Origin of the sequence: Nocardiopsis sp. B62 (assembly GCF_018070675.1) — a bacterium.
In the GTDB taxonomy this organism is placed as follows: Bacteria; Actinomycetota; Actinomycetes; order Streptosporangiales; family Streptosporangiaceae; genus Nocardiopsis; species Nocardiopsis prasina.
On sequence record NZ_JAGPXK010000001.1, the window covers coordinates 327,165 to 351,513 of the forward strand.

Sequence of the window (24,349 nt, forward strand, 5' to 3'; positions counted from 1 at the left end):
CGACATGCCCTCGCTGACACCCGTGACCACCTGGTTGGACCGCCTCAACCAGCGGCATCCGTGGAGCCACAACGACCGCCTCGCCCCCTGGGTGGTGCGCCGGGTGGCGGCCAGCGGGGCGCGCGACGTTCTGGACGTGGGGTGCGGCACCGGCAACCTGGTGGCCCGCCTGCACCGACGCGTCGGCGAGGTCTCGGGACTCGAACCCGATCCGGCCAGCGCCGCCCGCGCCCGGGCCCGTTTCGCGGACGTCCCCGGGGTGACCGTCACCGAGGCCGGCTTCGCGGAGCGCGATCCCGACCGCCGCTGGGACGCCGTCACCCTGGTGGCCGTCCTGCACCACATGCCGCTGGAGGCGACGCTGCGTGAGCTGCGCGCCGCCCTGTCCCCCGGTGGACGGCTGGTGGTCGTGGGCTGCCACCGCGACGAGGGATGGGCCGACCACCTCACCGCTCTGGTCTCCGTCGTGCTCAACCCACTGGTCGGTCTGGTCAGGCACCCGGCCGCCGTCACCGAACCACCCCCGCACATGAGGGCGCCCACCCTGGAACCGCAGTGGACCCTGGGCCGGATCCGCGCCGCGGTGGCCCAGGAGCTGCCCGGGGCCCGTGTACGCAGACGTCTGTTCTGGCGGCACACCCTCGTGTACGACCACCCCTCCTGATTTTTTGCTGTTCCCGCAACAAATCTTGCCGCACCGCCCGTGGTCGGGGCACCTTGGTGGTGGAGCGGGCCAACGGGCCCCCGCGAACCACCAAGGAGCACGAGCATGGACGCACAGTTCTGGGACGACAGGTACGGCAGCCGGGAACAGCTCTTCAGCGGCGACCCCAACGGCGTCCTCGTCGCCGAACTCGCCGACCTCCCACCCGGTCAGGCACTCGACGTGGGCTGCGGCGAGGGCGGCGACGCCCTCTGGCTGGCGCACAGGGGCTGGCTGGTCACCGGGGTCGACATCTCCGGTGTCGCCCTCGATCGTGCCGCCGCCGCGAGCGGCGAGGTCTCAGGCCGGGTCTCCTGGAAACGGGGAGACCTGACCACCACGCCTCCCCCTGCGGGCGCCTTCGACCTGGTGACCGTCCACTACTTCCCGCTCCCGCGCGAGCCCGAGCACACCGCCCTGCGCACCCTGCTCGCCTCCGTCGCCCCCGGCGGCACCCTCCTGTTCGTCGGTCACGACATTTCGCCCCTGCCCGAGCGACTGGCGGACGGCCACGCTCCCGGCGACTACTACCAGCCCGCGGAGGTGGCCGCGCTCCTGGACACCGACTGGACCGTCACCGTCAACGAGACCCGAGCCCGGGTGGCCCCCGCGCCCGAGGGGTCGCACCACACCCACGACACCGTCCTGCGCGCCCAGCGCACCCACTCCTGAGCTGGCTGGTGACACCGTGCCGACCGGAGTAGCGTGGGAAACGGCGCGGGACCGCGCCCAACCTCCGGCCCCGGCGCCCACGCTGTCGGCACCGCGGAGGTGAAGGGGCCCTGGAGTCCTCGGGACGCCGGTCTGACGCACAGCCTTTCCGGCGGGCGACGGGTGCGTGGGTTCCGCCGTGCGCCACCGAGGAGCAGTCATGACCAGCCAGGAGCCCTTCAAGCAGAACGTGCGCGCTCGCATGGCCACGACCGGTGAGAGCCACACGGCCGCCCGGGCGCACCTGACCTCCGATCCCGCCAGCGACGCCGCGTCGGGGACGGGCGCCGCCACCATCCGCGACCGCGTCTCCGGCGCGAAGGTGGCCGACGCCACCGGCCGGGACTACGAGGCCTGGTTCGCCCTGCTGGACGCCTGGGGCGCCACCCCACGCACCCACACCGAGATCGCCGCGTGGCTGGTCGAGGAGCAGGGTGTGCCCGACTGGTGGGCGCAGACCGTCACCGTGGCCTACGAGCAGGAGCGCGGTCTGCGCGTGCCCGGCCAGAAGAAGGACGGCTTCGCCTCCAGCGCCAGCAAGACCGTGAACGTACCGGTCGAGCGGCTGTTCGAGGCTTTCGCCGACCCCGGCCTGCGCGCTCGCTGGCTGCCGGTCGAGGCGACCGAACGCACTGCGAAACCGGGCAGGCGCTTCACCGCCGACCTGCCCGAGGGCACCCGCATCGCCGTCACCTTCCAGGCCAAGGGCGACGCCAGGTCCTCGGCGGGGGTCGAGCACACCCGCTTCGGCAGCGCCGAGCGCGCAGCCGAGTGGAAGGCCCACTGGCGTACATGGCTGGCCGACCTCAAGAGAATCATGGAGGCGCAGGGCGAGTTTTCTGGTTGATCCTTCCACCCGTCGCCCGCCACCACCCTCAACGGACGCCTGCGGCGCGGTGCCCTCGCGTCACCACCAGGCCGCCTCTCGCCGCGCCGATGCAGCTCGGACAACCAACCCGGGCGGCCTCTGCTGTGCGACACCGCGGAGCTTGCGTAGCGGTGCACAGTAGCGGCACCTTCGCTCCACCACTTGCGAGAGATGGCCTGCGACGGCCGCTCGCGTCGGTGGCGCTCCGCCGCCACCGACGAAAGCAACCAAGAAGACGCCCTAGACCCACACGTAGTCGTCGTCGGTGACGGCGGGCAGCGCCGCGTCGGCGACGACCGCGTGGGGACTGGGCAGGGCCGCCAGTGCCGCACCGATCAGCGGGAAGATCGGCAGGTCAGCGGTGTCCCGATGGTCGATCCACTCCACGACACCGATCTCGTGTCCGCCGTCGGGCTGCTCGTCGTACTCCTCCACGGCCAGCACCTCGCGTACCTCGGGCGCCACGTGCAGGCGGTGGATCAGGTGCAGCTTGCGTGGCGGTGGCGTGGGGCCGGGGCGGCTGACGCGCTGGTCGACCACCCACAGCAGTTCCGGTGCGGTGGCCTGGTGGGGGCTCAGGTCCAGTTCCTCGGCCAGTTCGCGCCGGAGCGCGGCCGTGAGGTCCTCGCCCGGCTCGACGTTGCCGCCCGGCGGTGTGTAGTGGACCGACCCGGGCCGGTCACGCCGGATCAGGGCCACCTCGTTACCGCAGAACACCAACGCTCCCACACGGATCTTGACGCGGGAGAACGGCACGGGCTCGGTGGTGGATGAAGTCGTCATGGAGGCCAGTATCGCGTGGGGCGCCGGGTCCGACCGGGTGGAGCGTGGGCCGGGCGACGTCGCCCGTCTCGGGCCGGTCCGAGACGGTTCCGAGTCTGCGGGGTCCACGGTCGACTCGGGCCTGTGTGCCCCTGGCTCCTCGTCTCGGTGGCGGTCGGACACAAGGAGGGCCGGAGACCGTTCCACGGGCCGGGTCACCCCGCCGTGGCCCCACCCGAAAACCAGCCGTGAGCAGGGGGAACAGTTTCCCGGTGCTCGCGGTGGGTACATGGGGCGGACACGCTCTCATCAATCCCCACAACGGTGACTTGAGGGACTTTCCGAACTGGAGTCCGCTGTCCGAGCCGACCGTGCGAAACACACCCCCAAGAGGGCGCCGAGACCGCTGGGTGTGCCCAGCCACGCGGAAGGTTGTGGGAAAGGTGGATGAGAACACTCCAAGGACCGAGGGGAACACACGCGAGGACGCTTGGAACCCCTCGAAGGACCTCGCCTCGGAGGGCGTGGGCGCGGAAGCCGTTCCGGAGCCCCGCCGCGAGTCCGGCGGCCGCGTCGAGGGTAACGGTGAACCGGACGTCCTCCTTGAGGTCCCGAACCTGAAGGTCGACGAGATCGAACTCGAGGTCAACAACCTGGTGGCCTCCGTGTCGCTCCAGGCCGAGGTGCTGGACCTGCTCAAGCTGAAGGTGGGAGCGGACGTCGGACTCGGTCGCGTCCACCTGAACATCAAGGGCGTCGAGGCCGAGGCCCTTCTCAAGGTCAGACTCGACAACGTACGGGAGATCATCGGACGGGTCCTCAAGACCATCGACGAGAACCCGCAGGTGTTGGAACACGTGGCCCGGGGTGTGGAATCCAGCCTCGAAGAGGTGGGCAGCGGTGCAGGACAGGCTGTGGGAGCTCTGGGCGAGGGCGCCGGTGAAGCGGTCGAGGACGTTGGTTCGGGCGCTGGCAGCGCGGTGAAGGACGTCGGCTCAGGCGCCGGTGGCGCCGTGAGAGACGTCGGTTCGGGCGCTGGCGGAGCCGTGAAGGACGTTGGTTCGGGTGCCGGGAGCGCGGTGGAGGACGTCGGATCGGACGCTGGCAGTGCGGTGGGAGACGTCGGTAAGGTCGCCGGAGAGGCGGCCAAGGGCGTCGGTTCGAGTGCTGGCAGCGCCGTCGACGACGTCGGCCAGGTTGCCGGAGAAGCGACGGAGGTCGCCGGAGAGACGACCGAGGGCGTCGCTTCAAGCGCTGGCAGCGCCGTCAAGGAGGCCGCCGCGGGCGACGGGGATGCTCCGCAGGACGACGCATCCGAAACCGAGAACGCGGAGGACGCTCCGCAAGGCGACGATTCCGACACCGACGCTCCGCAGGACGCCGCCGCGGGCGACGGGGATGCTCCGCAGGACGACGCATCCGAAACCGAGAACGCGGAGGACGCTCCGCAAGGCGACGATTCCGACACCGACGCTCCGCAGGACGCCGCCGCGGGCGACGGGGATGCTCCGCAGGACGACGCATCCGAAACCGAGAACGCGGAGGACGCTCCGCAAGGCGACGGATCCGAGACCGAGGCTCCGCAGGACGCCGATTCGGACATCGAGGACGAGGCACCCGACGATCCCTCGGGAGCCGAGGACGCGGACGACTCCGAGGCCCCGGCTGAGGATGAGGATGACGGCTCGATCCCCGAGGACGCGGTGCAATCCGTGGAAGCCGCCGCGAAGAGGGCGGAGGACGCCGCGAAGAGCGCAGGGGAGGCAGCGAGGAGCGCCGCGAACGTGTTGCGCAGTGCGGCGAAGTGGGCCGGTAACACGGTGAAGCGCAGCGGCGGCGGTGCCGACCAGTGAATCGGGGGTGAGAACCATCGGAGCCCGGAAGGAAACCGAGTACGACGTGGAGATCAGCGCGTCCGTGACCGCGGACGAACTGACCTTCCACGAGGCACCTGAGGTCGGATCCCAGCACCGGGGAAGCCCGCGGGCGGAGGGTACCTCCGGCAGCGACCGGTCGGGGCTTCCCAAGCCCGTCGAGACCGGGACCGTCTACGAGGACGTCCGCGTCGACTACCGGCTCGCGAGCCGGGTTCGGCCGCTCAAGGACGAACCCGAGGACGACGCCGAGGAGGAGTGACCAGTACCGCACACCGGTTCGCGGTGTGCGGCCACGGTGCCTGCTCAGGGTGGCGGCCCCGCTCTTGCGGAGCGGGGCCGTCGGAGTCTCAGTCCAGGACCGCGTAGGCCTCCAGCTCGACGAGGACGTCGGGCTCCCAGAGGTAGTCCACGCCGATCAGCGAGACGGGCGGAAGCGGGGTCGGCAGATTCAGCTCCTCGGTCACGTTCTCGATGCCCTTCATGAAGGCCTCGGCCTTGTTCGGCTTCCAGTCGACGGCGAAGAAGCGCAGGCGTACGACGTCGGAGAAGCTCGCTCCCGCACCGGCCAGGCCGCGTGCGACGTGGCGCAGCACCACCTCGACCTGGCCGGTGAGGTCGCCGGGGGCCAGGTGGTTGGCCTCGCCGTCGCGGGCGATCTGACCGGCCACGTGCACATGGCGGCTGCCGGTACCGATCGAGACGTGGTGGTAGGGAACGGGCTGGAACAGGCCTTCGGGGCTGAGCAGCTGCACGGTCATGGGAGGTTCCTCCAGTTGGTGTTTTGCAGGTATCCCATGTCTACTAGGTGGCCAAAGGGAACCTCAACGAGACCAGGTATCATGCCGGAAACCACGCCCGCCCAGCCCGTCCCCCAGATCACCGCCGAGCACCGCGAACTGCTCGACCAGATGCTCGACAAGTGGTCGCTCCAGGTGCTGGACAGCCTGTGCGAACAGCCCCTGCGCTTCAACGGACTGCGCCGGGCGATCCCCGTCATCACCCAGAAGTCCCTCACGGCGACCCTGCGCCGACTGGAACGCAACGGAATGGTGGACCGGGTCATCGTGAGCACACGGCCGCTCGCCGTTGAGTACCGCATCTCGACACTGGGCAGGACGCTCCAGGACCTCGTCGACGCGCTCCTGCGCTGGACCACCGAGACCATGCCGGATGTCGAGCGCGCCCGGGAGAGGTTCGACGAACTGCCCTGAGGCAGAGCGGGCGGTCCATCACGCGCGGGCCCACGTGGTCGCGCCGGTGGCGAAAGCCCCGGGAGGGCACCTACCACCTCGAATCGGGGTGGCCCGCACGGCCGGACCGCATCGCCGCGACGAATCGGTGGAAGAACGGCCGGGTGGCGGTCCAGCCGGGGCCTCTCTCCTCAGCGTCCGGGCAGCTGCCGCCCCCAGGGGACGGGCGCCCGTGGTTCTCCGGGCGCGCCGGGATCAGTCCAGGTTGAGCCAGATGGCCACGGCGTCCCGGTCTCCCTGGTTGGAGATGCGGTGCGGGGTGGTGGAGGGGTAGGTGATCGAGTCGCCCGGCCGCAGTTCGTAGGAGTCGAACCCGACGTCCACGGTGAGCACGCCACTGACGACGTTGCCGATCTCGTGGCCCCGGTGTCGCACGTACTCGGCGTTCTGGCTGGAGTAGGAACCCGGCGGGTACACGGACTCGAAGTAGTTCATGCCGGGGACCGGGCCCGGGGTCAGTCGGCGGTATCGCACCCCGTGGCCGAGTTCGAGGGTGGCCGCCTCCTCCCGCCGGGTCACCGCGACGCGGCCCACGGCGGCGTCGCCGGGTTCCCAGCGCGGACCGGGCGCCTCCCTCATGGGAGTGGTGTAGGCGTCGGGCGCGGTCGGCGCGCTCACCTCGGGGCCGAACACCGCGGCCATGGGCACGTTCAGCTCGCCCATGATCTGGTACAGCCGGGTCACCGAGGGGCGCATCTTGCCGCGTTCGATCTGGGAGAGCGCGCTCGCACTGATCTCCAGTCGTCCGGACAGCTCACGCAGGGACAGGCCGCGCGCGGTCCGTAGCTCGCGGATGCGTTCGCCGATCCTTCGTTCGTCGAACCGTGGGGGCGCGGGGTTCTCGGTGAAGTCAGCCATGGCGTGTTAAGTATAGATGCCGGTCTTGTGAAGTCATTGCTTTAAGAGGTATTGAAGTAATAGCTTCAAATGTGGGCGGGGTCACCCCCGCACGGCTCACGAAGGGACCGCATGCGCCTCCTGATCGTCAACGTCAACACCTCGACGGCCATCACCCGCGCCCTGGCCGAACAGGCCCGCGCCGTCGCCCGCCCCGGTACGGAGGTCGAGGCGCTCACCCCGCGCTTTGGCCCCGAGTCGGTGGAGGGCAACTTCGAGAGCCACCTGGCGGCCGTCGCCGTCATGGACCGTGTCATGACCTACGACCGCCCCTACGACGCCGTCATCCAGGCGGGCTTCGGCGACCACGGCAAGGAGGGCCTCCAGGAACTCTGCCCCACCCCGGTCATCGACATCACCGAGGCCGCCGCCCACACCGCCTGCCTGCTCGGCCACCGCTACTCCGTGGTCACCAGCCTGGACCGCACCGTGCCCATGATCCGAGACCGCCTCACCCTGGCCGGACTCCACACCCGCTGCGCCTCGGTACGGGCCAGCGGCATGGGCGTGCTCGAACTGGAGCGCGACCCCGCCGCCGCGGCGCGCGCCGTCGCCCACCAGGCCCGAGCTGCCGTCGAACAGGACGGCGCCGAAGTGATCGTCCTCGGCTGCGGCGGCATGGCCGGAATGGAACTCACCCCCGAGGCCACCGCGGGCGCCCCCGTCGTGGACGGCCTGACCAGCGCCGTCGCCCTGACCGAGTCCCTGGTGACCCTCGGCCTGACCACCAGCCGGGTGCGCAGCTTCGCCGCGCCCCGCCCCAAGGCCGTCACCCACTGGCCGCTGAGCCCCGCGCTCGGAGGTCCCCACCACCCCTGACCCCTCCCGGAGGAGCACAGGCTCATGGACGCCTCCACCCCCCGTCAGAGCACCCCCGCCCCGGCCAACAACCACCTGCTCGAAGAGTCGATCCTGCCCACCTGGCTCAACCAGCGCCCCATCTCGCTGCTGGGCTTCGTCTGGATGTGGGTGGCCCTGGCCATCGTCATCGTCACCTTCCAGTACGGCGCCAACGGTGTCGAGGGCGGGCTCTCCCTCCCCGTGGTCATGCTCGTCGTGCTCACCGCCACCATGGCGCTGGCCGTGGTCATGACCCTCACGGCCGACATCGGCACCGAGCACGGCCTGTCCTTCGCCGTGTTCCTGCGTGCCCCCTTCGGCACCATCGGCACCCACATTCCCTCGCTCTCGCGCGGGGTGGTGGCCGCCTGCTGGTTCGGCATCCAGACCTACATCGGCGCCCTGGCCATCAACGGCCTCGTGGAGTACTGGACCGGGTTCTCCTCATGGCCGCTCTGGTACGCCCTGTTCCTGGCCGTGCAGATCGCCAACGTCGCCCTCGGCATCAAGGCCGTCGAACGGCTGGCCTCCTTCGCGGCCCCGTGCATCCTGGCCATCTCGATCTGGATGTACTACACGTTGGACGGCGTCGCCGACCTGGAGGGCACCAACATCTGGACCTTCGCCTCCGGCGGCGACCTGTCGCTGGTGGCGTTCTTCCTGATCAACATGGTGGTGTGGGCGCCGCTGGCCGTGGACATCCCGAGCATCACCCGTTTCGTGCGCACCGCTCCCGGAGAGCGCCGCTTCCTGCGCCGCAACCGGGCCGTCCTCACCGCCCACTTCGTGGCCCTGCCGATGATGCAGGCCTGGATCTCCTTCATCGGCGCGGTCTCCTTCATCGTCACCGGAGAGTGGAACCCCGTCGACGTCATCCAGGGCCAGAGCACCGGCCTCGTCCTCGGTGTCCTGCTGCTGATGATCGTCCTGGCCCAGTGGTCCACCAACACCGCCGCCAACGTCGTTCCCGCCGCGCTCAACTTCGTCAACGCCGCCGCACCCCACCTGTCCTACCGCTCGGGGGTGGTGCTGGCCGGGGTGGTCGGCACGGCCGTCATGCCCTGGCTGCTGCTGGACAACCTGTTCACCTTCCTGAGCTACTACGGCGGGTTCATCGCGGCCATCGCCGGGATCATGATCTGCGACTACTACGTGCTGCGCCGCCGTCGCCTGAACGTGCCCGCCCTGTACGACCCCCAGGGCCAGTACCGGTACGCGCGCGGGGTCAACCCGGCCGCCCTCATCGCCTGGCTGGGCGCCTCGGGCGTGTCCCTGTGGCAGCCCGACTACGCCTACGTCATCGGCTTCCCGGTCGCCTTCGCGCTCTACCTGGTGCTCATGCACGCCTGGATCCTGCGCCGCCACCCGCAGGCCGAGATCGACGACCCGAGCGATTCCTACCTGGCCACCAGCGTGGGCCGCAGCTGGGTCCACGACCCCGCCTCGGGCACCTTCGACCGCCTGACTGTGGACGAGCTCCCCGACGGAAACCACCGCGCCGACATCTGAGCCACCCCCACCACATCCCACCCATCCCCCGTGAGGACCCCATGAGCGACACCGAGCACCCGCCGTCCGCCGAAGCGGCGCTCGGCCCCGACGGCGCCGACCTGACCCTCCGATCCCCCGACCCCTCGCTGCACAACGAGGACCTCGCCCCCGTGCCCCGGAGCAGGCGCAGCTGGGGCGCGTTCGAGATCTTCAACGTCTGGACCAACGACATCCAGAGCCTGTTCGGCTACACCCTGGCCGCCACGCTCTTCATCTCCTACGGCCTCAACGGCTGGGCGGTGTTCGCCGGGATCATCCTGGCCGGGCTCATCGTCATGTTCCTGTGCGACCTCGTCGGCCGCCCGAGCGTGCGCTACGGCATCCCCTACGCCGTCATGGCGCGCGCCAGCATGGGAGTGCACGGCACCCAGTTCCCCACGCTCATCCGGGGCATCACCGCCATGTTCTGGTACGGGGCCCAGACCTACTTCGCCTCCACGGCGATGGCACTGCTGATCACGGCCCTGTTCGGCCCGGGCCCCCAGGGCACCTTCCTGGGCCTGTCCGCCGTGGGGTGGATCTCCTACGTGATCGTGGCCGTGGTTCAGCTGGCGCTGTTCAGCCGGGGCATCAAGTCGATCGGCGTGTTCCTCAACTGGGCCGGACCGGCGGTGTACGCGGTCATGATCGCCATGATGATCGCTCTGTGGGCCATGGCCGGGGGCGACCTCCTCTCCGAGCTGGGAACCGTCTTCGCCGCTGACGGCGACTATCCGGGCGGCACGGTCGCGGCGTTCTCGGCCGTGGTGGGCACGATGGTCGCCTACTTCGCCGCGGTGGTCGTCAACTACGGCGACTTCGCACGCTTCACCCGCTCCGAGCGCGCCATGCGACGCGGGAACCTGTGGGGGCTGCCCGTCAGCCTGGCCCTGTTCTCCTTCCTCACCCTGGTCATCACCGCCGGAAGCTCGGTGCTGTACGGGGAGGCGCTCACCAACCCGGCCGACATCGTCGCGCGCGTGGACAACATCTGGCTGACCGTGGTGGCGGCCCTGACCTTCTTCGTCGCCACCGTGGGCATCAACCTGGTCGCCAACTTCATCCCGCCCGCCTACGGCCTGGCCAACCTGGCGCCCTCGGTCATCAGCGCCCGCACCGGTGGGCTCATCACGGCCTCGGTGGGCTTTGTGGTGGGCGCCCTGTGGGTCGCCTACATCGACAACATCGGCATCGCGTCGTTCGTCGACACCCTCGGGGCGGTCCTGGCTCCGCTGTACGGCATCATCGTCGCCGACCACTACCTGCTGCGGCGCCAGCGCGTGAATCTCCAGGCCCTGTACTCGGCGGCCCCCGGTTCGGAGTACTACTTCACCCGGGGCTGGAACCTGCGCGCGCTGTCCGCCTTCTGCCTGGCCTCGGTCTTCTCGGTGACGGCGGTGTGGCTGCCCGCCCTCCAGACCTGGTCCGGGTTCGTGTGGATCTTCGGGGCGGTGCTGGGCGGTGCCCTGCACTACGTGATCGCCCGCGGCCGCAGGGCCGCCCCGGCGGCCTCCTGACCCACACGCGGTCAGGTCGGTCACACGGTCGGGCCCGCCGCCGGAGGTCCTCCGGTGACGGGCCCGACTCGTGACTTCTCCCGGCTATCCCTCGCGGCCCAGGTAGGCGCGCAGGTGTCGGGCGGTGAGTGTCTCCCCCTTCTCGACCAGCTCCGCCGGGGTGCCCTCGAAGACCACCCGGCCGCCGTCGTGCCCGGCCCCGGGGCCGAGGTCGATCACGTGGTCGGCGTGGGCCATCACGGCCTGGTGGTGCTCGATCACCACCACCGTGTTGCCGTCGTCCACCAGCCGGTCCAACAACGCCAGCAGCCGGTCCACGTCGGCCAGGTGCAGTCCGGTGGTGGGCTCGTCCAGCACGTACACCGCGCCCTTCCTGGCCATGGAGATCGCCAGCTTCAGCCGCTGGCGCTCACCGCCGGACAGGGTCGTGAGCGGCTGCCCCAGACCGAGGTACCCCAGGCCGACGTCGTACATCCGGTCCAGGATGACCCGGGCGTTGCCGGAGGCGAAGAAGTCGCGCGCCTCCACCACGGACATGGCCAGCACCTGGCTGATGTCCTTCCCGCGCAGCTTGTGTTCGAGGACCTCGGCCTTGAACCGGCGCCCCTCGCACTTCTCACAGGTGGTGGCCACACCGGCCATCATGGCCAGGTCGGTGTAGATCACCCCGGCGCCCTTGCACTCCGGGCAGGCACCCTCGGAGTTCGCGCTGAACAGGGACGACTTCACCTTGTTGACGCGGGCGAACGCGGTGCGGATCGGGTCCAGCAGCCCGGTGTAGGTGGCCGGGTTCGAGCGGCGCGACCCGCGGATCGCTGACTGGTCCACGACCACCACGCCCTCACGGCCGGGCAGAGCCCCGTGGATGAGCGAGCTCTTGCCCGAGCCCGCCACCCCGGTGACCACGGTGAGCACCCCGAGCGGGACGTCCACGGACACGTCCCGGAGGTTGTGGGTGCTGGCCCCCCGGATGGGGATGGTGCCCTTCGGGGTCCGCGCCCTCTCCCTGAGCTGGGCCCGGTGGTCCAAATGGCGCCCGGTGAGGGTCCCGGAGGCCCGCAGTCCGGCCACGTCGCCGTTGTAGGTGACGGTGCCGCCGGTGGGTCCGGCGCCCGGCCCCAGGTCCACGACGTGGTCGGCGATGGCGATGGTCTCGGGCTTGTGCTCGACCACCAGCACGGTGTTGCCCTTGTCGCGCAGGCCGAGCAGGAGGGTGTTCATCCGCTCGATGTCGTGCGGGTGCAGGCCCACGGTGGGCTCGTCGAAGACGTAGGTGACGTCGCTGAGGCTGGAGCCGAGGTGGCGGACCATCTTGACCCGCTGGGCCTCGCCTCCGGACAGGGTGCCCGACTCCCGGTCCAGGCTCAGGTACCCGAGCCCGACCTGCACCAGCGAGTCCAGGGTGTGCCCGAGGGTGTCCGCGAGCGGCTTCACCGAGGGTTCCTCGAGTGCGCGGACGAACTCCGCCAGGTCGCTGATCTGCATTGACGCGCACTCGGTGATGGTGCGGCCGTTGACCTCGACCTCACGGGCGGCCGCGTTGAGCCGGGTGCCCTCGCACTCGGGGCAGATCGAGAAGACCACGGCGCGGTCCACGAACGCGCGGATGCTGGTCTGCATCTTCTCGCGTTCCTTGGCCAGGTAGGTGCGCTTGATCTTGGGGACCAGGCCCTCGTAGGTCAGGTTGCTGCTCCCGACCTTCACCTTGGTGACGGGCTGGTGGAGGAGGCTGTGCCACTCCTCGTCGGTGTAGTCACGGAGCTTCCTGTCCGGGTCCAGCAGCCCGGAGGTGGTGAAGATCTGCCAGTACCAGCTGTCCACGGAGAACCCGGGTACGGTGATGGCGCCCTCGTTCAAGGAGAGGTCGCGGTCGTAGAGCTCCTCGACGTCGATCTGGTTGGTGCGGCCCAGCCCCTCGCACTCGGGGCACATGCCCTCGGAGTTGTTGAAGCTGAACACGCTGGAGGGTTCCAGGCGCGGACTGCCCACCCGGCTGAAGACGATGCGCAGCATCGCGTGGGCGTCGGTGGCGGTACCCACCGTGGAGCGCGCGTTGGCCCCCATCCGCTCCTGGTCCACGATGATCGCCGCGCTGAGGTTGCGCAGGGCGTCCACGTCAGGGCGGCCCACGCTCGGCATGAAGGACTGGAGGAACGCGGTGTAGGTCTCGTTGATCAGCCGCTGGGACTCGGCGGCGATGGTTCCGAAGACGAGCGAGGACTTCCCCGAGCCGGACAGGCCGGTGAAGACGCTCAGTCTCCGTTTGGGGATGTCCACGGAGACGTTGTCGAGGTTGTTCTCCCTGGCCCCTCGGACCTGGATGGTGTCGTGGGTGTCCGCCAGGGTGGTGGGTTCGGAAGACAAGCTGCTCCTCAGGATCCTCGGAAAGCCTTATGCGGTAAACTAACAGCCAGCGAACGTTAGTTTATTCCATAAGGAGATGCAAGTGGTTGTCTACGCCGGGCAGGGTGACCCCCGTCGCTCCATGCAGCTGCTGTGGCGCGACCACGAACCGGCCGAACGCACCGGACCCGGCCCCCGCGCCCAGCTGAGCGTGAACCTCGTAGTGGAGACCGCCATCGAGGTCGCCGACACCGAGGGCATGCAGGCCCTGTCCATGCGCGCTGTGGGCGAACGCCTGGGCCGCACCGCCATGTCCCTCTACACCTACGTGGCCAGCAAGAACGAACTCATCGACCTCATGTACGACCACGCCTTCGCCGAGCTGGTCCGTGAGTGGGAGTCCGGCGGCGTCGCTCCGATGCTAGGAGGGGACACTGACAGGACGGACTGGCGCGCGGAGGTCCTGGCCTGGTCCGGCCATCTGTGGAACTTCTACCTGCGTCACCCCTGGACCCTGGAGATCTCCCAGGCCCGGCCCGTCCTGGGCCCCAACGAGTACCGGCTCTTCGAGGAACTGGCGACCGTGCTGCACCGCACCGGACTCCCCGCCAAGGCCATCAGCAACACCTACGGCAGCATCCTCAACCTGGCCAGGGGCATGGTCCGCACCGCCGCGGAGGCCCGCCAGGCCGAGGCCGTCACCGGCCAGCCCGAGGACCAGTGGTGGTTCGCTCGTTCAGCCCAGCTGGAGGAGGTCTCCGATGACTTCTCCGAACGCTTCCCCACACTCACCCTGATGACCGAGGAGGGGGCCTTCGCTAACGACGACCCCAGCGAGCCCTACCTGGAGCAGGAGGCGTGGGAGTCCTTCCAGTTCGGCCTGGACGCGCTGCTGGACGGGGTACAGCGACGCATCGACGCCACTTCGGGCGCGTCCGCGTGAGCACCGCCGACCCCTTCGCCCCCTGGGCCCCGTTGGCTCCCGAGGAGGTCGCCTCGCTGTTCACCGGGGTCGAGGCGCCCTGGTGGATCGCGGGCGGGCACGCCATCGCGCTCGCCGTGGGCCGCCGGTTCCGCGAGCACGCCGACACGGACGTGCTGCTGCTCCGCCGCGACCAGCACAAGGTCCAGGAAGTGCTCCCGGACTGGGAGTGGTGGGCGGCCGACCCGCCCGGCACGCTCCGCCCCTGGCGCGCGGGTGAGACGCTGCCCGAGGGTGTCCACGACGTATGGTGCCGCCCCGGCCCCGCGGCGCCCTGGCGGCTCCAGTTCATGCTCGACGAGGCCGACGGCGACCGCTGGACCTACCGTCGGGACGCGCGGATCACCCTCCCCCTGAGCCAGCTCGGTCGACGCTCGGTGGAGGGGCTCCCCTACCTGACCCCGGAGGTCCAGCTCCTCTGCAAGGCCAAGGGAAGGCGTCCCAAGGACGAACGGGACCTCACGGAGACCCTGCCGGTCCTCGACGCCGCCCAGCGCCGGTGGCTGGTCCGGGCGCTGTCCCAGGTCCACGGGATCCACCATCCTTGGCTACCGCGCCTGGGCCGGGAGGACCGCTGAGGGCGGGGCCGGTCAGATCCAGCCCAGCAGGTACAGCACCAGCAGGGTCAGCGCGGCCGAGAGCAGCAGGGAGGTCAAGCAGCCCAGACGGCTGCTGTAGAAGAAGAACACGGACGCCTCCTCGTGGGTTCGCTCAACCACCAGTATCCCGCCCGGCCCCACGCTCCACGTGAGGGGTCGAGGTCAGGCCGGGCGTGCGAAGGTGATGATCTCCTGACTGGTGTCGGTGAGCGGGCTCCGGTCCCAATAGCCGTACTGCGCGGTCACCTCGAACCCTGCCTCGGCTAGGAAGCCGTTGAGACGGTCGGCGTCCAGGAACCGCAGCTTGCTCCGGCTGACCAGCGGTTGCGCCCATCCCTCGACGCTGTAATCGGAGGTGAAGGTGACCAGGTCACCGTCGACCTCTCGGAGGCGGTGCACGCAGGTGGCCTCCCGGCCCTGCGGACCGCTGACCGTGCGTACCCGCTCGGGTTTCCAGGCCTCCCAGCCCCGTACGGCCGGATTGCGGGTCTCGAACACGAACCGTCCGTCGGCGGTGAGGGCGCGCCGGACGGCGGCCAGATTGGCGCGCAGCTCGTCGTCCGTGGTGAACACCTGGAAGGCGTGCCCGGACATGATGACGAGGTCGAACTCGTCCTCGAACGGGCCACCCGCCTCCCCGTCGTAGGCACCCGAGACCAGGTCGCCCAGGGTCCACTCGATGTCGTCGCGGTCCCGGCGGCCCACGTCCAGCATCGCGTCGGCCGGGTCCAGCCCCACGAGCCGACCGGTGTGTCCGCTCTCTCGCGCCACCCGTTGGAGCTTCCCGGTGCCGCAGCCCACGTCCAGTACGGAGCGGGCACCCATCACGAGGTCAAGGTAGAAGTCGTCCTGCGGGGAGACCCGCCAGTGGCTGAAGTAGTCGTAGAGCTCGGCGAGGTCCGGCGTGGAGAAGTGTCGATCGACCATCCGACCATTGTGGGAGCACGTGCCCATGCGGTCCAAGTGTTTTTCCGCCTCCCACGCACCCAGGCGAGCGCCACCGCCCGCCGAGTTCGGCCTCGTCCGGGCGAACCACCGGAGACCGCCGCACCAGAGCGCATTCCTCCCCCGACGTGGAAGGATCGACCCGTGACAGTCTTCCTCACTCCCGAACAGCTGGCCCGACGAACCACAGCCGCGGTGAGCGCCGCCGTGGGTGCCGGACGCGAGCTCGGGCTCACCGTGTCCGACCCGCGCGTGCTGCACGATCTGTTCTCCGTGGTCGTCCACCTCGCGCCCTCACCGGTCGTGGCCCGCCTCCCCACGGTCCTGCCGGACTCGACGACCCTGGACTCGGTGACCGCGCGGCAGCGCGCGGAACTGGACGTCACACGGTGGCTGTCCGACCAGGGGACGCCCGTCCTCGCGCCCAGCCCGCTGGTGCCGTGTGAGCCCGTACAGCGTGACGGGTTCTCGATCACGTTCTGGGAGTACGTGGAGGAAAGGCGCGAGGGGGAACCCGACTACGTCGCCAACGCCGAGAGCGTCCCCGCACTGCACGCGGCCATGCGTGGCTACCCGGGGCGGCTGGAGTTCCTGGGCGCGGCCGAACCGGCCTCCCTCTCCGCCAGCCTCGACCGTCTGGAGGCCAGCCCCGACCTCATATCCGCTCCGGACCTGGAGCGGGCACGCCGTGAGTGGGGGGTCCTGGAGCCGATCGCCAGTTCGCGCGAGGAGTTCGAGCGCGCGTTCCCGGGGATCGAACTCCAGCCGATCCACGGCGACTCCCCGCCCGCCAACATCTTCGCCGCCCTGGACGGAGACCGCTACGCCGACTTCGAACTGGTCTCGCTGGGGCCTGTGGAGTGGGACCTGGCCGCGCTCGGTCCCGAACTGGAGGCCGCCTACGACCGGGGGGCTCGCCGCGACGGCGTGCGCGAGCTCGACGGGGACGTGCTGGCCTTCGTGAACGCCGTGGGGGCTCTGAGGGTCATCGCCGCCCTCGAACTCGTCCCGAAGCTGCCCGTGCTGGCCGAGTTCCTGAACCCGGCCGTCGACCAGTGGCGAGCCACACCCTTCGACGTCGACCCGCCCGGTCTGGCCGGTTGAGGCCTGCGCACCCTGTTGCCCAGGCGGCCGCGACTCGGGCACTGTGTCCGTCATGACCCCTTTTTTCGGTCCTCCCTCCGTCTCCGTCGCCCACCTGAGCGACCCACACCTGACCGCGGACGGCCGCGCAGCCGAACCGGCGGTCGGGCTGAGCCAGGCGCTCAGCCGGGTGCTGGCCCTGGACCCGCTCCCGACCTGCGTGGTCGTCTCGGGTGACCTGGCCGAGCACGGCAGCCCCGAGGAGTACGCGGCACTCCACGAGGTCATCGACGGTTTCCCGCTTCCCCTGCTGCTGGTGACGGGCAACCACGACCACCGCGAGAACCTGCTCACCGCCTTCGGGGGCAGCGCCCACCTCGGCGGGAGCACGAGCGCCCACTACCTCGTGGAGTACCCCGAGGTCACCATGGTCATTCTGGACTCCCTCGTCCCCGGCGCCCCCGGAGGACTGCTGGGTGCCGAGCAGTTGGACTGGCTGGACTCGGTCCTGGATCGGCGCCCCGACGTTCCGGCCCTCGTGTGCGTACACCACCCGCCGGTTCCCCTCGGCATCCCGTTCCAGGACGGCATGCGGCTCGACGACGGCGCCGAGCTGGAGGAGGTGGTGGCCGGCCACCCGAACGTCGCCCGTGTGCTGGCGGGACACGTCCACCGGCAGACCACCACCGGCTTCGGGGGAAGCGTCCTCACCACCGCTCCCAGCACACACCGGCAGAGCGCCCTCAAGAGGAACAGTGACGATCCGTGCGGCTTGGTGCCCGAACCCACCGCGTTCCTGCTGCACCAGCAGACCGACCGGGGATGGGTGACCCACACCGTCCAGGTCAGCCACGCCGAGAACCCCTGATCCCGGGGGCGGTTGTCCACAGGTGAACGCCCGCACTGTCGCGATGCCCGAACGAACCCTAGTCTGGAGACATGCCGGACACCCCCCAGCCAACAGCGCCCTTCGACGTCGACGCCTTCCTGTCCCAGCCCCTGGTGGCCCGCGTGGCCACCGTCAACGCCTCCGGAGCACCCACCGTCCGGCCGGTCTGGTTCCTCTGGGAGAAGGGAGTGCTGTGGTGGATCACCGGGGAGTACGCGGTCATGGCACGGCACCTGGAGAGGGACCCGCGCACAGCCGTGGTGGTGGACACCTGTGACCTGGAGCGGCAGGAGTTCCTCCAGGTGATCCTGCGCGGGGAAGCGGAGGTGGTCCCCTTCGACCCCGCCCTCAGCAGACGCAAGCTCCGCAGGTACCTGGGCGACGACGAGAGCACCTGGCACCCGGACTTCCGGTACTACGCCGACGACGCCCGCCTGGTCCGCTTCGTGCCCGACCGCACGGTGGTCAAGGACCTGTCCAAGTCATTCTCCTGACCCGCGCGGCGGTCCCCCAGCCGAGGAACGAGCCGGAGGCCGGATCGTGGATGTCACCGGTCCGCACGGCGGGCCCCTCGTGGGCGCCGCCGTCGGCTGGCGGCGGTCGTCAGCTCCGAGCACGGCAAGGTCTTCCCCGACGCCCAGGGCGAGGTGACGCGGGGCCCGGAAACGGCGACGACGTGGGGATCAAGGGTGGAGCACGACGACGCAGGGCTGAGTCCGACGCGGATTCCCCCGGCCGTTCTGGGCCCCGCCCGCGGCTCACCGGCGGTTTCCCGAGCCTGACCTCGTGTCCCGCGGGTCCGGCGCCGTCCGCCGTGGTGCCGGTCAGGTCCGGCTTCAGGCGGTTGCGGGGGCTCGCGTGCGGATCCGCGGGGGTCATGCTCCAGATCGTCGCGGTACCTCCGGCTACTCCCCGGTGACCCCGTCGACGCGCTCACGGATGAGGTCGGCGTGGCCGTTGTGCCGGGCGTACTCCTCGATCATGTGCACCAGAATCCACCGGAGCGAGCAGTCCTCGCCGTGCCGCTGGTTCCTGCCGACGGCATCGAGGGACAGGCCCGCCGACGCCTTCCGGGCGTTGTCGATCTCGGAGCGCCACACCGCGAAGGACTCCTCGACCGAGGCGGAGTCAACGTTCAGGAAGTCGCCGTCCCGGTCGCCGGGGAGCTTGATAGGCGAGTGGTAGTCCTCGCCCGCGAGGACCACGCGGAACCACATGTGTTCCACGTAGGCCATGTGCCTCACCAGACCCAGCAGGGACATCGGTGAGGGCGGGGTGGAACGTGCCCGCAGCTGGTCGTCGGTGAGGCCCTGGCACTTGACGGCGAGGGTCTCCCGGTGCCACTCCAACCAGTTCTCGAGCATGGTGCGCTCGTCGGCGACGTAGGGCGGGTCGATGCGGGGATCAGTCATGAACCGCGACACTAGGCAGAAGCCGTCCTCTTGGCAACGCATTTGTCCGTGTCCCGTCCACCCCGGTCATCCGGACCGACGCCCGGTATCCCCCGGCCCCCGCGCGACCGGAGGTCGCTCAGGGGGCCGGGGTCGAACAGGATCGCGTGTCATGCACGGTCCGGAGCCGTGGTCCTCCGGGGCCACCAGCGCCCCATGCAACGTGGCGCCCACGCGCAGACACGCCATTCGTCGCGGACGTGATCGCCTCCGTCGTCGGTGCCGCTCTCCCCCGAGGACGGAGAGGAGCCCTGGACCGAGACACAGGTGGAGCGACTCGGAGTGTAGCGAGGCGAGCCGTCGAAGCCCTCAGGCGTGGGTCAGGGGGTCGGGCGGGGTCCACTCCACGGCTCCCCTGGCCATGACGACCAGTCTGCTCGCGGGGATCAGCCGGAAGGTCGCGTTGCGCAGCCCCTGGCGCCATCCACCACCCAGGTCGGCGCCCACTCGGGCGATGAGGCGGGCCTGCCTGGCGATGGCCTGACACCGGGGGCGACGGAGGGAGTCGAACTCGGCCAGGGCGCGTGCCAGGTCGCCCTCGTGAGCGGGGCCGTCCTCCATCGCGGTGGCGGCGCCCTGTCCGTGGGTTTCCTGAAGTTACCCAGGCAGTCGACTTCCGGAAATGGAGGTTTCCAGAAGTTCGGCGCGGCACTACTACTGGTCCTGGACCGTGATGCCCGTGTTGGCGGCGAGCGCGGGGGCGAGCGCGATCAGTTGAGCCTGGCCGATGACCGCGCCGGCCAGTGACTCGAACCCGGAGGCGAGGTCGAGTTCGCTTGCACCTCGCAGGTCCACCTCCCGTAGCTTGGCCTTGGCCAGGTGTAGGCCACGCAGGGTGGAGCCGGGGAAGGTGAGGCGGGTCAGGGTCGCCTCGCCGAAGTCGACGTCGGTGAGCACGCAGTCCTGGAAGATCACGTCGGCCATGCGCGAGGCGCGGAAGTTGACTCCGTTGAGCTTGCAGGAGGAGAAGACCACACGTTGGATTTCGGAGTTGAAGGACGCGGTCCCGGCGAACATGCTGGACAAGATGTGGCTGTCGAGCCAGGTGCACTCAGCGGTGTCGGTGCCCATCATGCGCACCGTGCGCATCCACACGTCGGTGAACCTGCACCGGCGCAGCACTCCGCCGTCCCACTGGGTGTCGGTGAAGGCGCTCTCGATGAACCGGGCTCCGGGGAGGTTGACCCCCTCGAACCTCTCGCCGTCAACGTGGACGACCTCGTGCAGATCCGCGTGGAGCTGCTTCCTGTCGAAGGGGCGCAGATCCTCGGCGTAGGGCAGGTCGGAGATCACGGTGGGGATGGTGCGCTCGGTCACGGAGTCCTCTCCGAAGGTGGCCCCGGGCAGGGGCCTGGGGACGCCACGGTTTGCTGGCCAGTGGAACCTACCACCGCGCCGAACGGCGTCGCGGCCGGTCAGGGTGGTGGCGCTCAGGGGCGGGTCTGCGCCGCTCGGTATTGGCTCGGGCTGATGCCGCGCACTTTGGTGAAGGCGGTGCTCAGGGCGAAGGCGCTGGAGAATCCGACCCGTCCCGAGATCGATTCGAGCGTCGTGTCGGGATCGCGCAGCAGGTCGGCTGCCAGGGCGATTCGTTGTTCGCGCAGGTAGGTCATCGGTGGCTGGCCGATCAGCGCGGTGAAGCGGCGGGCCAGGGCCGCGCGTGAGACTCCGGTCTCCGTGGCCAGGGATTCGACCGTCCACGGGTGGGCCAGATCCTCGCCCATCAACCGTAGGGCCGGGCCGACCATACCGTCGCTGTGCGCCCGGTACCAGGTGGGGACGGGGGCGCCGGGTCGGGTGAACCAACTGCGCAGCGCGGTGATCAGCATCAGGTCCAGCATCCGGTCCCACAGGACCTGCTGCCCCGGGGCCGGGTGGGAGAGGTCCTCCAACGCCGTTGGTCCGATCGGGCATGCTCCCTGATCGGCGGGGACGACGGCGAGCGGAGGCAGTGCCGCGAGCAGCCGCTGGGGTGTCCCGGCCAGGACCGAGTACAGGCCGATCAGCAGGACCGGGTCATCGGGGCCGGAAGAACCGCAGGTGCTCAGGCCCTGCGTGGTGTCGTGTTCGCGGCCGCCCAGGGTGGTGCAGCGCTCTTTGGGACGAACGACCACGCCCGGTTCGGTATCGGGTTCGCGGGCGATCACGTACGGGGCTCCTCCGCTGAGCACCGCGACGTCGCGCGGGCCCAGGCGCACCGGCTCTCCACGGTCGGGTCTGATCCACACGGAGCCGTTCAGCGCCACCGCCAGCGCCAGGGGCGAGGCGTCTTCGAAGCGCACCGCCCAAGCCCTTTCCAGCACAGAGCGGTGGAAGAGCGCGCCCGTGGTCCGCACACCGTTCAGCAGGTCCGTCAGAGGGTCCGTCGTGGTCCACGCCTGGGAGTCCATGCCGGTCAGCGTAGACGAACGCGTATGCGACCGAGTGTGCTCGCCATGGCCGCCACCTGTGTCGGGCTGGTTCGCTGGAGGACATGAACGACGAGATGATCCTGGTGACCGGGGCCACGGGCAAGACCGGTCGCCGCGTGGTGCGCCGACTCCATGAACAGGGTGTGCCGGTACGCGCGGCCTCGCCCTCCAGCTCGGTGCGCCTGGACTGGAACGACCGCACCACCTGGGAACCCGTTTTGGAGGGAGCGAAGGCGGTGTACCTGGTCGTTCCCGATCTGGGAAGCGCGCAGGCCGCCGATGACCTGGCGGCCTTCACCGAGCGGGCCGCAGCGGCCGGAGTGGGGCGCGCGGTACTGATCTCCTTCCCACCCTCCGACATCCCGGGGATGGAACCCGAGCACGTGGCCGCGGCCGAACAGGCACCCGCCCGCGCCGGGCTGGAGACGACGGTGCTCCGCCTGCGGTGGTTCTTCCAGAACTTCAGCGAGGACTTCCTACACGGGGCGGTGCTCTCCGGTGACATGCGCCTGCCGGCCGGGGATGGCAAGGAGGCGTTCGTGGACGCCGAGGACATCGCCGCCGTCGCGGTCAGGGCCCTGACCCAGCAGGGCCACGCCGGGCTCATCTACGAGCTGAGCGGCCCGAGGCTGATGTCCTTCGCCGACGCTGTCGCAGACATCGCCCATGCCACCGGCTATACCCCGCTGAGCCCCGAGGCCTACGCCGCCGAGCAACGTGCGCACGGGGTGCCCGAGGAATGGGTGCAGCTGACCATCGACCTGTACGCCCACGTCCGTTCCGGCATGCTGGGAACGGCCACCGGGGACGTGGAGCGGGTCCTGGGGCGCCCGCCCCGGGACTTCGTCGACTACGCCCGCGAGGCCGTCACACAGGGAGTTTGGAACACCTGAGCCCGGCCCGTCCGTCCTCCCGGTGAGGTGGACCAGGGACGGCCGTCCTGTGCGCTGTACTGAGGGTGTTGAGCTTGATGAGCTTCTCCTGCTCGACGGGGTCGTTGTCAGCCAGCACCCCGCCGTTGCTGAACCGCAGCCACTGGGAGAAACCGTTGTAGGACTCGACCTTGTTGGTGGCCCGGTGATGCGTGCGCGCAGCGCAGGGTCGGCCAGGAAGCGCAGCAGCGCCACGGTGCGCACCGACCGGCCGACCTCGCGGAACACCTTGTGGATGCGGTTCTTGCGCGAGTTGGAGCGCAGCATCAGTCGCCGACGACAGCCGTCCCTGGCTGATGGAGACGGTGACCTGCATCAGGTCGCGCCAGTGCCGCTCGATCAGTCGTCAGTCGATTCGCCCGGATCCCCGTACAGCTCGTCGGTGCTGGGGTAGAGCACCTTGTCGGGGGCATGGAAGAAGGTGAGGTCGGCGAAGTTGCGGATGCGGGGCATCAGGTCGAACCCGAACAGGGTGGCCAGGGTGAACACCGGCGCGGACTGGCCCTGGGTGTCCGCATGGACGGTGGAGGGCTTGACTCCGGAGGTGTTCTCCAACAGTCCCTCGATCAGGTGGACGCCTCCCACCCCCGCACGCGGCGCGCTCGGTCTGGACTGACCCGTTCGGCGGCGTACCGGCCACTTCGGATGGCAAATTCAGGTCCGACACCGGCCGCCCCGGGTCCAAAGCCCCGAGTGGGAGCGATTCCAGAGGACTTAGGATCACGGCCATGGACACACGTGAACTCGGTACCGTCGCCCAGGTCGGCGTCGTCGGATTCGGCGCCTGGCAGATCGGCTCCGGCTGGGGAGAGGTCAGCGAGACCGACGCCATGAACGCCCTGAACACGGCGGTGGAGGAGGGGGTCACCTTCGTCGACACCGCCGACGTCTACGGGGACGGGCGCAGCGAAAGGCTGGTCGGCAAGCTGCTCAAGGACCACCCCCACCTGACCGTGGCCACCAAGATGGGCCGCCGCATGGCCCAGGACCCCGCCCACTACAACTCGGGGAACTTCCGCGCCTGGAACGACGACTCCCGTCGCAACCTGGGCGTGGACACCGTCGACCTGGTCCAACTGCACTGCCCGCCCTCGGCCGTCATCGAGAGCGACGCCGTCTTCGACGACCTGGACGCCATGGTGGACGAGGGGCGCATGCGCGCCTACGGGGTCTCGGTGGAGACCTGTGACCAGGCCCTGGCCGCCATCGCCCGGCCGAACGTGGCCAGCGTGCAGATCATCCTCAACGCCTTCCGCCACAAGCCCCTGGAGCGGGTCCTGCCCGCGGCCAGGGAGGCCGGGGTCGGGATCATCACGCGGGTCCCCCTCGCCAGCGGCCTGTTGTCGGGCAAGTTCAGCGCCGCGAGCAGTTTCGGGGAGGACGACCACCGCAGCTTCAACCGCGGAGGCGAGGCCTTCGACCGCGGTGAGACCTTCTCCGGCGTCGACTACGAGACCGGCCTGGAGGCGGTGGAACGCCTGCGCCCCCTGGTTCCCGAGGGGGTCACCATGGCCCAGTTCGCGCTGCGCTGGATCCTGGATCAGGACGGGGTGAGCGTGGTCATCCCCGGCGCCCGCGACGCCGACCAGGCCCGGGGCAACGCGGCCGCCGCGCAGCTGCCGCCTTTGGACGCCAAGACCCACGAGCAGGTCCGCGAGGTCTACGACCAGCTGATCCGCCCCCAGGTCCACCACCTGTGGTGATCGTCGGGGCCGGGGCTGACGAGTCCGTCCAGCGCCCGGCCCCGACCCCCACGGGG

Annotated in this window: 26 protein-coding genes and 1 pseudogene; 16 read left to right on the plus strand and 11 right to left on the minus strand. The window is 70.0% G+C overall.

Annotation, left to right across the window (positions count from 1 at the left end; genetic code table 11):
• Positions 1-4: 4 nt before the first annotated feature.
• From KBX21_RS01480 to KBX21_RS01490, 3 genes are all read left to right on the plus strand, one after another.
• On the plus strand, positions 5-664 hold the full coding sequence (locus tag KBX21_RS01480; RefSeq protein WP_049577409.1) for a bifunctional 2-polyprenyl-6-hydroxyphenol methylase/3-demethylubiquinol 3-O-methyltransferase UbiG: 660 nt from the start codon (positions 5-7) through the stop codon (positions 662-664).
• A gap of 105 nt (positions 665-769) precedes the next feature.
• Positions 770-1,375, plus strand: a complete 606-nt coding sequence (locus tag KBX21_RS01485) for a bifunctional 2-polyprenyl-6-hydroxyphenol methylase/3-demethylubiquinol 3-O-methyltransferase UbiG (protein WP_210840753.1) — start codon at positions 770-772, stop codon at positions 1,373-1,375.
• Positions 1,376-1,574: 199 nt separating this feature from the next.
• A complete protein-coding gene (locus KBX21_RS01490) occupies positions 1,575-2,261 on the plus strand; it encodes an SRPBCC domain-containing protein (RefSeq protein ID WP_210840754.1) in 687 nt (228 codons plus the stop codon).
• 261 nt (positions 2,262-2,522) lie between these two features.
• On the opposite strand, the gene KBX21_RS01495 is transcribed toward KBX21_RS01490, so the two are convergent.
• Positions 2,523-3,065: an NUDIX hydrolase gene (locus KBX21_RS01495; RefSeq protein ID WP_210840755.1), complete on the minus strand. Its 543-nt coding sequence runs from the start codon at positions 3,063-3,065 to the stop codon at positions 2,523-2,525.
• A gap of 227 nt (positions 3,066-3,292) precedes the next feature.
• Between KBX21_RS01495 and KBX21_RS26425 the strand changes: the two genes are divergently transcribed.
• Both KBX21_RS26425 and KBX21_RS01505 read left to right on the plus strand, forming a co-directional pair.
• Positions 3,293-4,897, plus strand: a complete 1,605-nt coding sequence (locus tag KBX21_RS26425; RefSeq protein WP_247665028.1) for a hypothetical protein — start codon at positions 3,293-3,295, stop codon at positions 4,895-4,897.
• A 16-nt stretch (positions 4,898-4,913) separates the two neighbouring features.
• Positions 4,914-5,180 carry a hypothetical protein gene (locus KBX21_RS01505; RefSeq protein ID WP_049577447.1) on the plus strand — a complete coding sequence of 89 codons (267 nt, stop codon included), beginning with the start codon at positions 4,914-4,916 and terminating at the stop codon, positions 5,178-5,180.
• A gap of 88 nt (positions 5,181-5,268) precedes the next feature.
• Here KBX21_RS01505 and KBX21_RS01510 read toward each other — a convergent pair whose 3' ends face one another.
• Positions 5,269-5,679 (minus strand): RidA family protein, encoded by a 411-nt coding sequence (locus KBX21_RS01510; RefSeq protein WP_017543266.1) that lies wholly within the window; start codon positions 5,677-5,679, stop codon positions 5,269-5,271.
• 81 nt (positions 5,680-5,760) lie between these two features.
• Here KBX21_RS01510 and KBX21_RS01515 point away from each other — a divergent pair, with 81 nt between their 5' ends.
• Positions 5,761-6,132: a helix-turn-helix domain-containing protein gene (locus tag KBX21_RS01515; protein WP_017543265.1), complete on the plus strand. Its 372-nt coding sequence runs from the start codon at positions 5,761-5,763 to the stop codon at positions 6,130-6,132.
• A gap of 234 nt (positions 6,133-6,366) precedes the next feature.
• Here KBX21_RS01515 and KBX21_RS01520 read toward each other — a convergent pair whose 3' ends face one another.
• Positions 6,367-7,029 (minus strand): helix-turn-helix domain-containing protein, encoded by a 663-nt coding sequence (locus tag KBX21_RS01520; RefSeq protein WP_210840756.1) that lies wholly within the window; start codon positions 7,027-7,029, stop codon positions 6,367-6,369.
• Positions 7,030-7,140: 111 nt separating this feature from the next.
• On the opposite strand from KBX21_RS01520, the gene KBX21_RS01525 reads away from it, so the two are divergent.
• From KBX21_RS01525 to KBX21_RS01535, 3 genes are read left to right on the plus strand one after another with little or no spacing between them, the layout of a single operon-like run.
• Entirely contained in the window at positions 7,141-7,887 is a 747-nt protein-coding gene (locus KBX21_RS01525) for an aspartate/glutamate racemase family protein (RefSeq protein ID WP_210840757.1), read from the plus strand.
• 24 nt (positions 7,888-7,911) lie between these two features.
• On the plus strand, positions 7,912-9,417 hold the full coding sequence (locus tag KBX21_RS01530) for an NCS1 family transporter (protein WP_210840758.1): 1,506 nt from the start codon (positions 7,912-7,914) through the stop codon (positions 9,415-9,417).
• A gap of 41 nt (positions 9,418-9,458) precedes the next feature.
• A complete protein-coding gene (locus tag KBX21_RS01535; RefSeq protein WP_049572455.1) occupies positions 9,459-10,955 on the plus strand; it encodes an NCS1 family nucleobase:cation symporter-1 in 1,497 nt (498 codons plus the stop codon).
• An 84-nt stretch (positions 10,956-11,039) separates the two neighbouring features.
• Here KBX21_RS01535 and KBX21_RS01540 read toward each other — a convergent pair whose 3' ends face one another.
• On the minus strand, positions 11,040-13,319 hold the full coding sequence (locus KBX21_RS01540) for an excinuclease ABC subunit UvrA (RefSeq protein WP_210840759.1): 2,280 nt from the start codon (positions 13,317-13,319) through the stop codon (positions 11,040-11,042).
• 82 nt (positions 13,320-13,401) lie between these two features.
• On the opposite strand from KBX21_RS01540, the gene KBX21_RS01545 reads away from it, so the two are divergent.
• A complete protein-coding gene (locus tag KBX21_RS01545; protein ID WP_210840760.1) occupies positions 13,402-14,241 on the plus strand; it encodes a TetR/AcrR family transcriptional regulator in 840 nt (279 codons plus the stop codon).
• On the plus strand, positions 14,238-14,858 hold the full coding sequence (locus KBX21_RS01550) for a nucleotidyltransferase domain-containing protein (RefSeq protein ID WP_210840761.1): 621 nt from the start codon (positions 14,238-14,240) through the stop codon (positions 14,856-14,858). The genes KBX21_RS01545 and KBX21_RS01550 overlap by 4 nt, the downstream gene beginning before the upstream one ends.
• Before the next feature lie 12 nt (positions 14,859-14,870).
• Here the strand turns inward: KBX21_RS01550 and KBX21_RS26835 are convergent, their stop codons facing one another.
• Both KBX21_RS26835 and KBX21_RS01555 read right to left on the minus strand, forming a co-directional pair.
• A complete protein-coding gene (locus KBX21_RS26835; RefSeq protein WP_282104489.1) occupies positions 14,871-14,999 on the minus strand; it encodes a hypothetical protein in 129 nt (42 codons plus the stop codon).
• A 42-nt stretch (positions 15,000-15,041) separates the two neighbouring features.
• Positions 15,042-15,806 carry a class I SAM-dependent methyltransferase gene (locus tag KBX21_RS01555; RefSeq protein WP_210840762.1) on the minus strand — a complete coding sequence of 255 codons (765 nt, stop codon included), beginning with the start codon at positions 15,804-15,806 and terminating at the stop codon, positions 15,042-15,044.
• Between the two features lie 162 nt (positions 15,807-15,968).
• On the opposite strand from KBX21_RS01555, the gene KBX21_RS01560 reads away from it, so the two are divergent.
• From KBX21_RS01560 to KBX21_RS01570, 3 genes are all read left to right on the plus strand, one after another.
• Positions 15,969-16,928: a phosphotransferase gene (locus tag KBX21_RS01560; protein ID WP_210840763.1), complete on the plus strand. Its 960-nt coding sequence runs from the start codon at positions 15,969-15,971 to the stop codon at positions 16,926-16,928.
• A gap of 52 nt (positions 16,929-16,980) precedes the next feature.
• Entirely contained in the window at positions 16,981-17,775 is a 795-nt protein-coding gene (locus tag KBX21_RS01565; RefSeq protein WP_247665030.1) for a phosphodiesterase, read from the plus strand.
• 71 nt (positions 17,776-17,846) lie between these two features.
• A complete protein-coding gene (locus KBX21_RS01570; RefSeq protein WP_049572437.1) occupies positions 17,847-18,290 on the plus strand; it encodes a pyridoxamine 5'-phosphate oxidase family protein in 444 nt (147 codons plus the stop codon).
• A gap of 411 nt (positions 18,291-18,701) precedes the next feature.
• Here the strand turns inward: KBX21_RS01570 and KBX21_RS01575 are convergent, their stop codons facing one another.
• The 4 genes from KBX21_RS01575 to KBX21_RS01590 form a co-directional block, all read right to left on the minus strand.
• On the minus strand, positions 18,702-19,208 hold the full coding sequence (locus KBX21_RS01575) for a DinB family protein (protein WP_210840765.1): 507 nt from the start codon (positions 19,206-19,208) through the stop codon (positions 18,702-18,704).
• Positions 19,209-19,556: 348 nt separating this feature from the next.
• Complete coding sequence (locus KBX21_RS01580) at positions 19,557-19,808, minus strand: hypothetical protein (protein ID WP_247665031.1); 252 nt, start codon at positions 19,806-19,808, stop codon at positions 19,557-19,559.
• A gap of 93 nt (positions 19,809-19,901) precedes the next feature.
• Positions 19,902-20,564, minus strand: coding sequence for a pentapeptide repeat-containing protein (locus KBX21_RS27040; RefSeq protein ID WP_210840766.1), 663 nt, complete (start codon positions 20,562-20,564; stop codon positions 19,902-19,904).
• 113 nt (positions 20,565-20,677) lie between these two features.
• The gene (locus KBX21_RS01590) at positions 20,678-21,637 is read right to left on the minus strand and encodes an AraC family transcriptional regulator (protein WP_210840767.1); all 960 of its coding nucleotides are present in this window, start codon (positions 21,635-21,637) and stop codon (positions 20,678-20,680) included.
• A gap of 83 nt (positions 21,638-21,720) precedes the next feature.
• On the opposite strand from KBX21_RS01590, the gene KBX21_RS01595 reads away from it, so the two are divergent.
• On the plus strand, positions 21,721-22,551 hold the full coding sequence (locus KBX21_RS01595; RefSeq protein ID WP_210840768.1) for an NAD(P)H-binding protein: 831 nt from the start codon (positions 21,721-21,723) through the stop codon (positions 22,549-22,551).
• 61 nt (positions 22,552-22,612) lie between these two features.
• Here the strand turns inward: KBX21_RS01595 and KBX21_RS27180 are convergent.
• Positions 22,613-23,166 (minus strand): annotated as a pseudogene (locus KBX21_RS27180) (Tn3 family transposase); the annotation flags it as partial.
• Between the two features lie 152 nt (positions 23,167-23,318).
• On the opposite strand from KBX21_RS27180, the gene KBX21_RS01605 reads away from it, so the two are divergent.
• Positions 23,319-24,293 (plus strand): aldo/keto reductase, encoded by a 975-nt coding sequence (locus KBX21_RS01605; protein ID WP_210840769.1) that lies wholly within the window; start codon positions 23,319-23,321, stop codon positions 24,291-24,293.
• Positions 24,294-24,349: the final 56 nt, after the last annotated feature.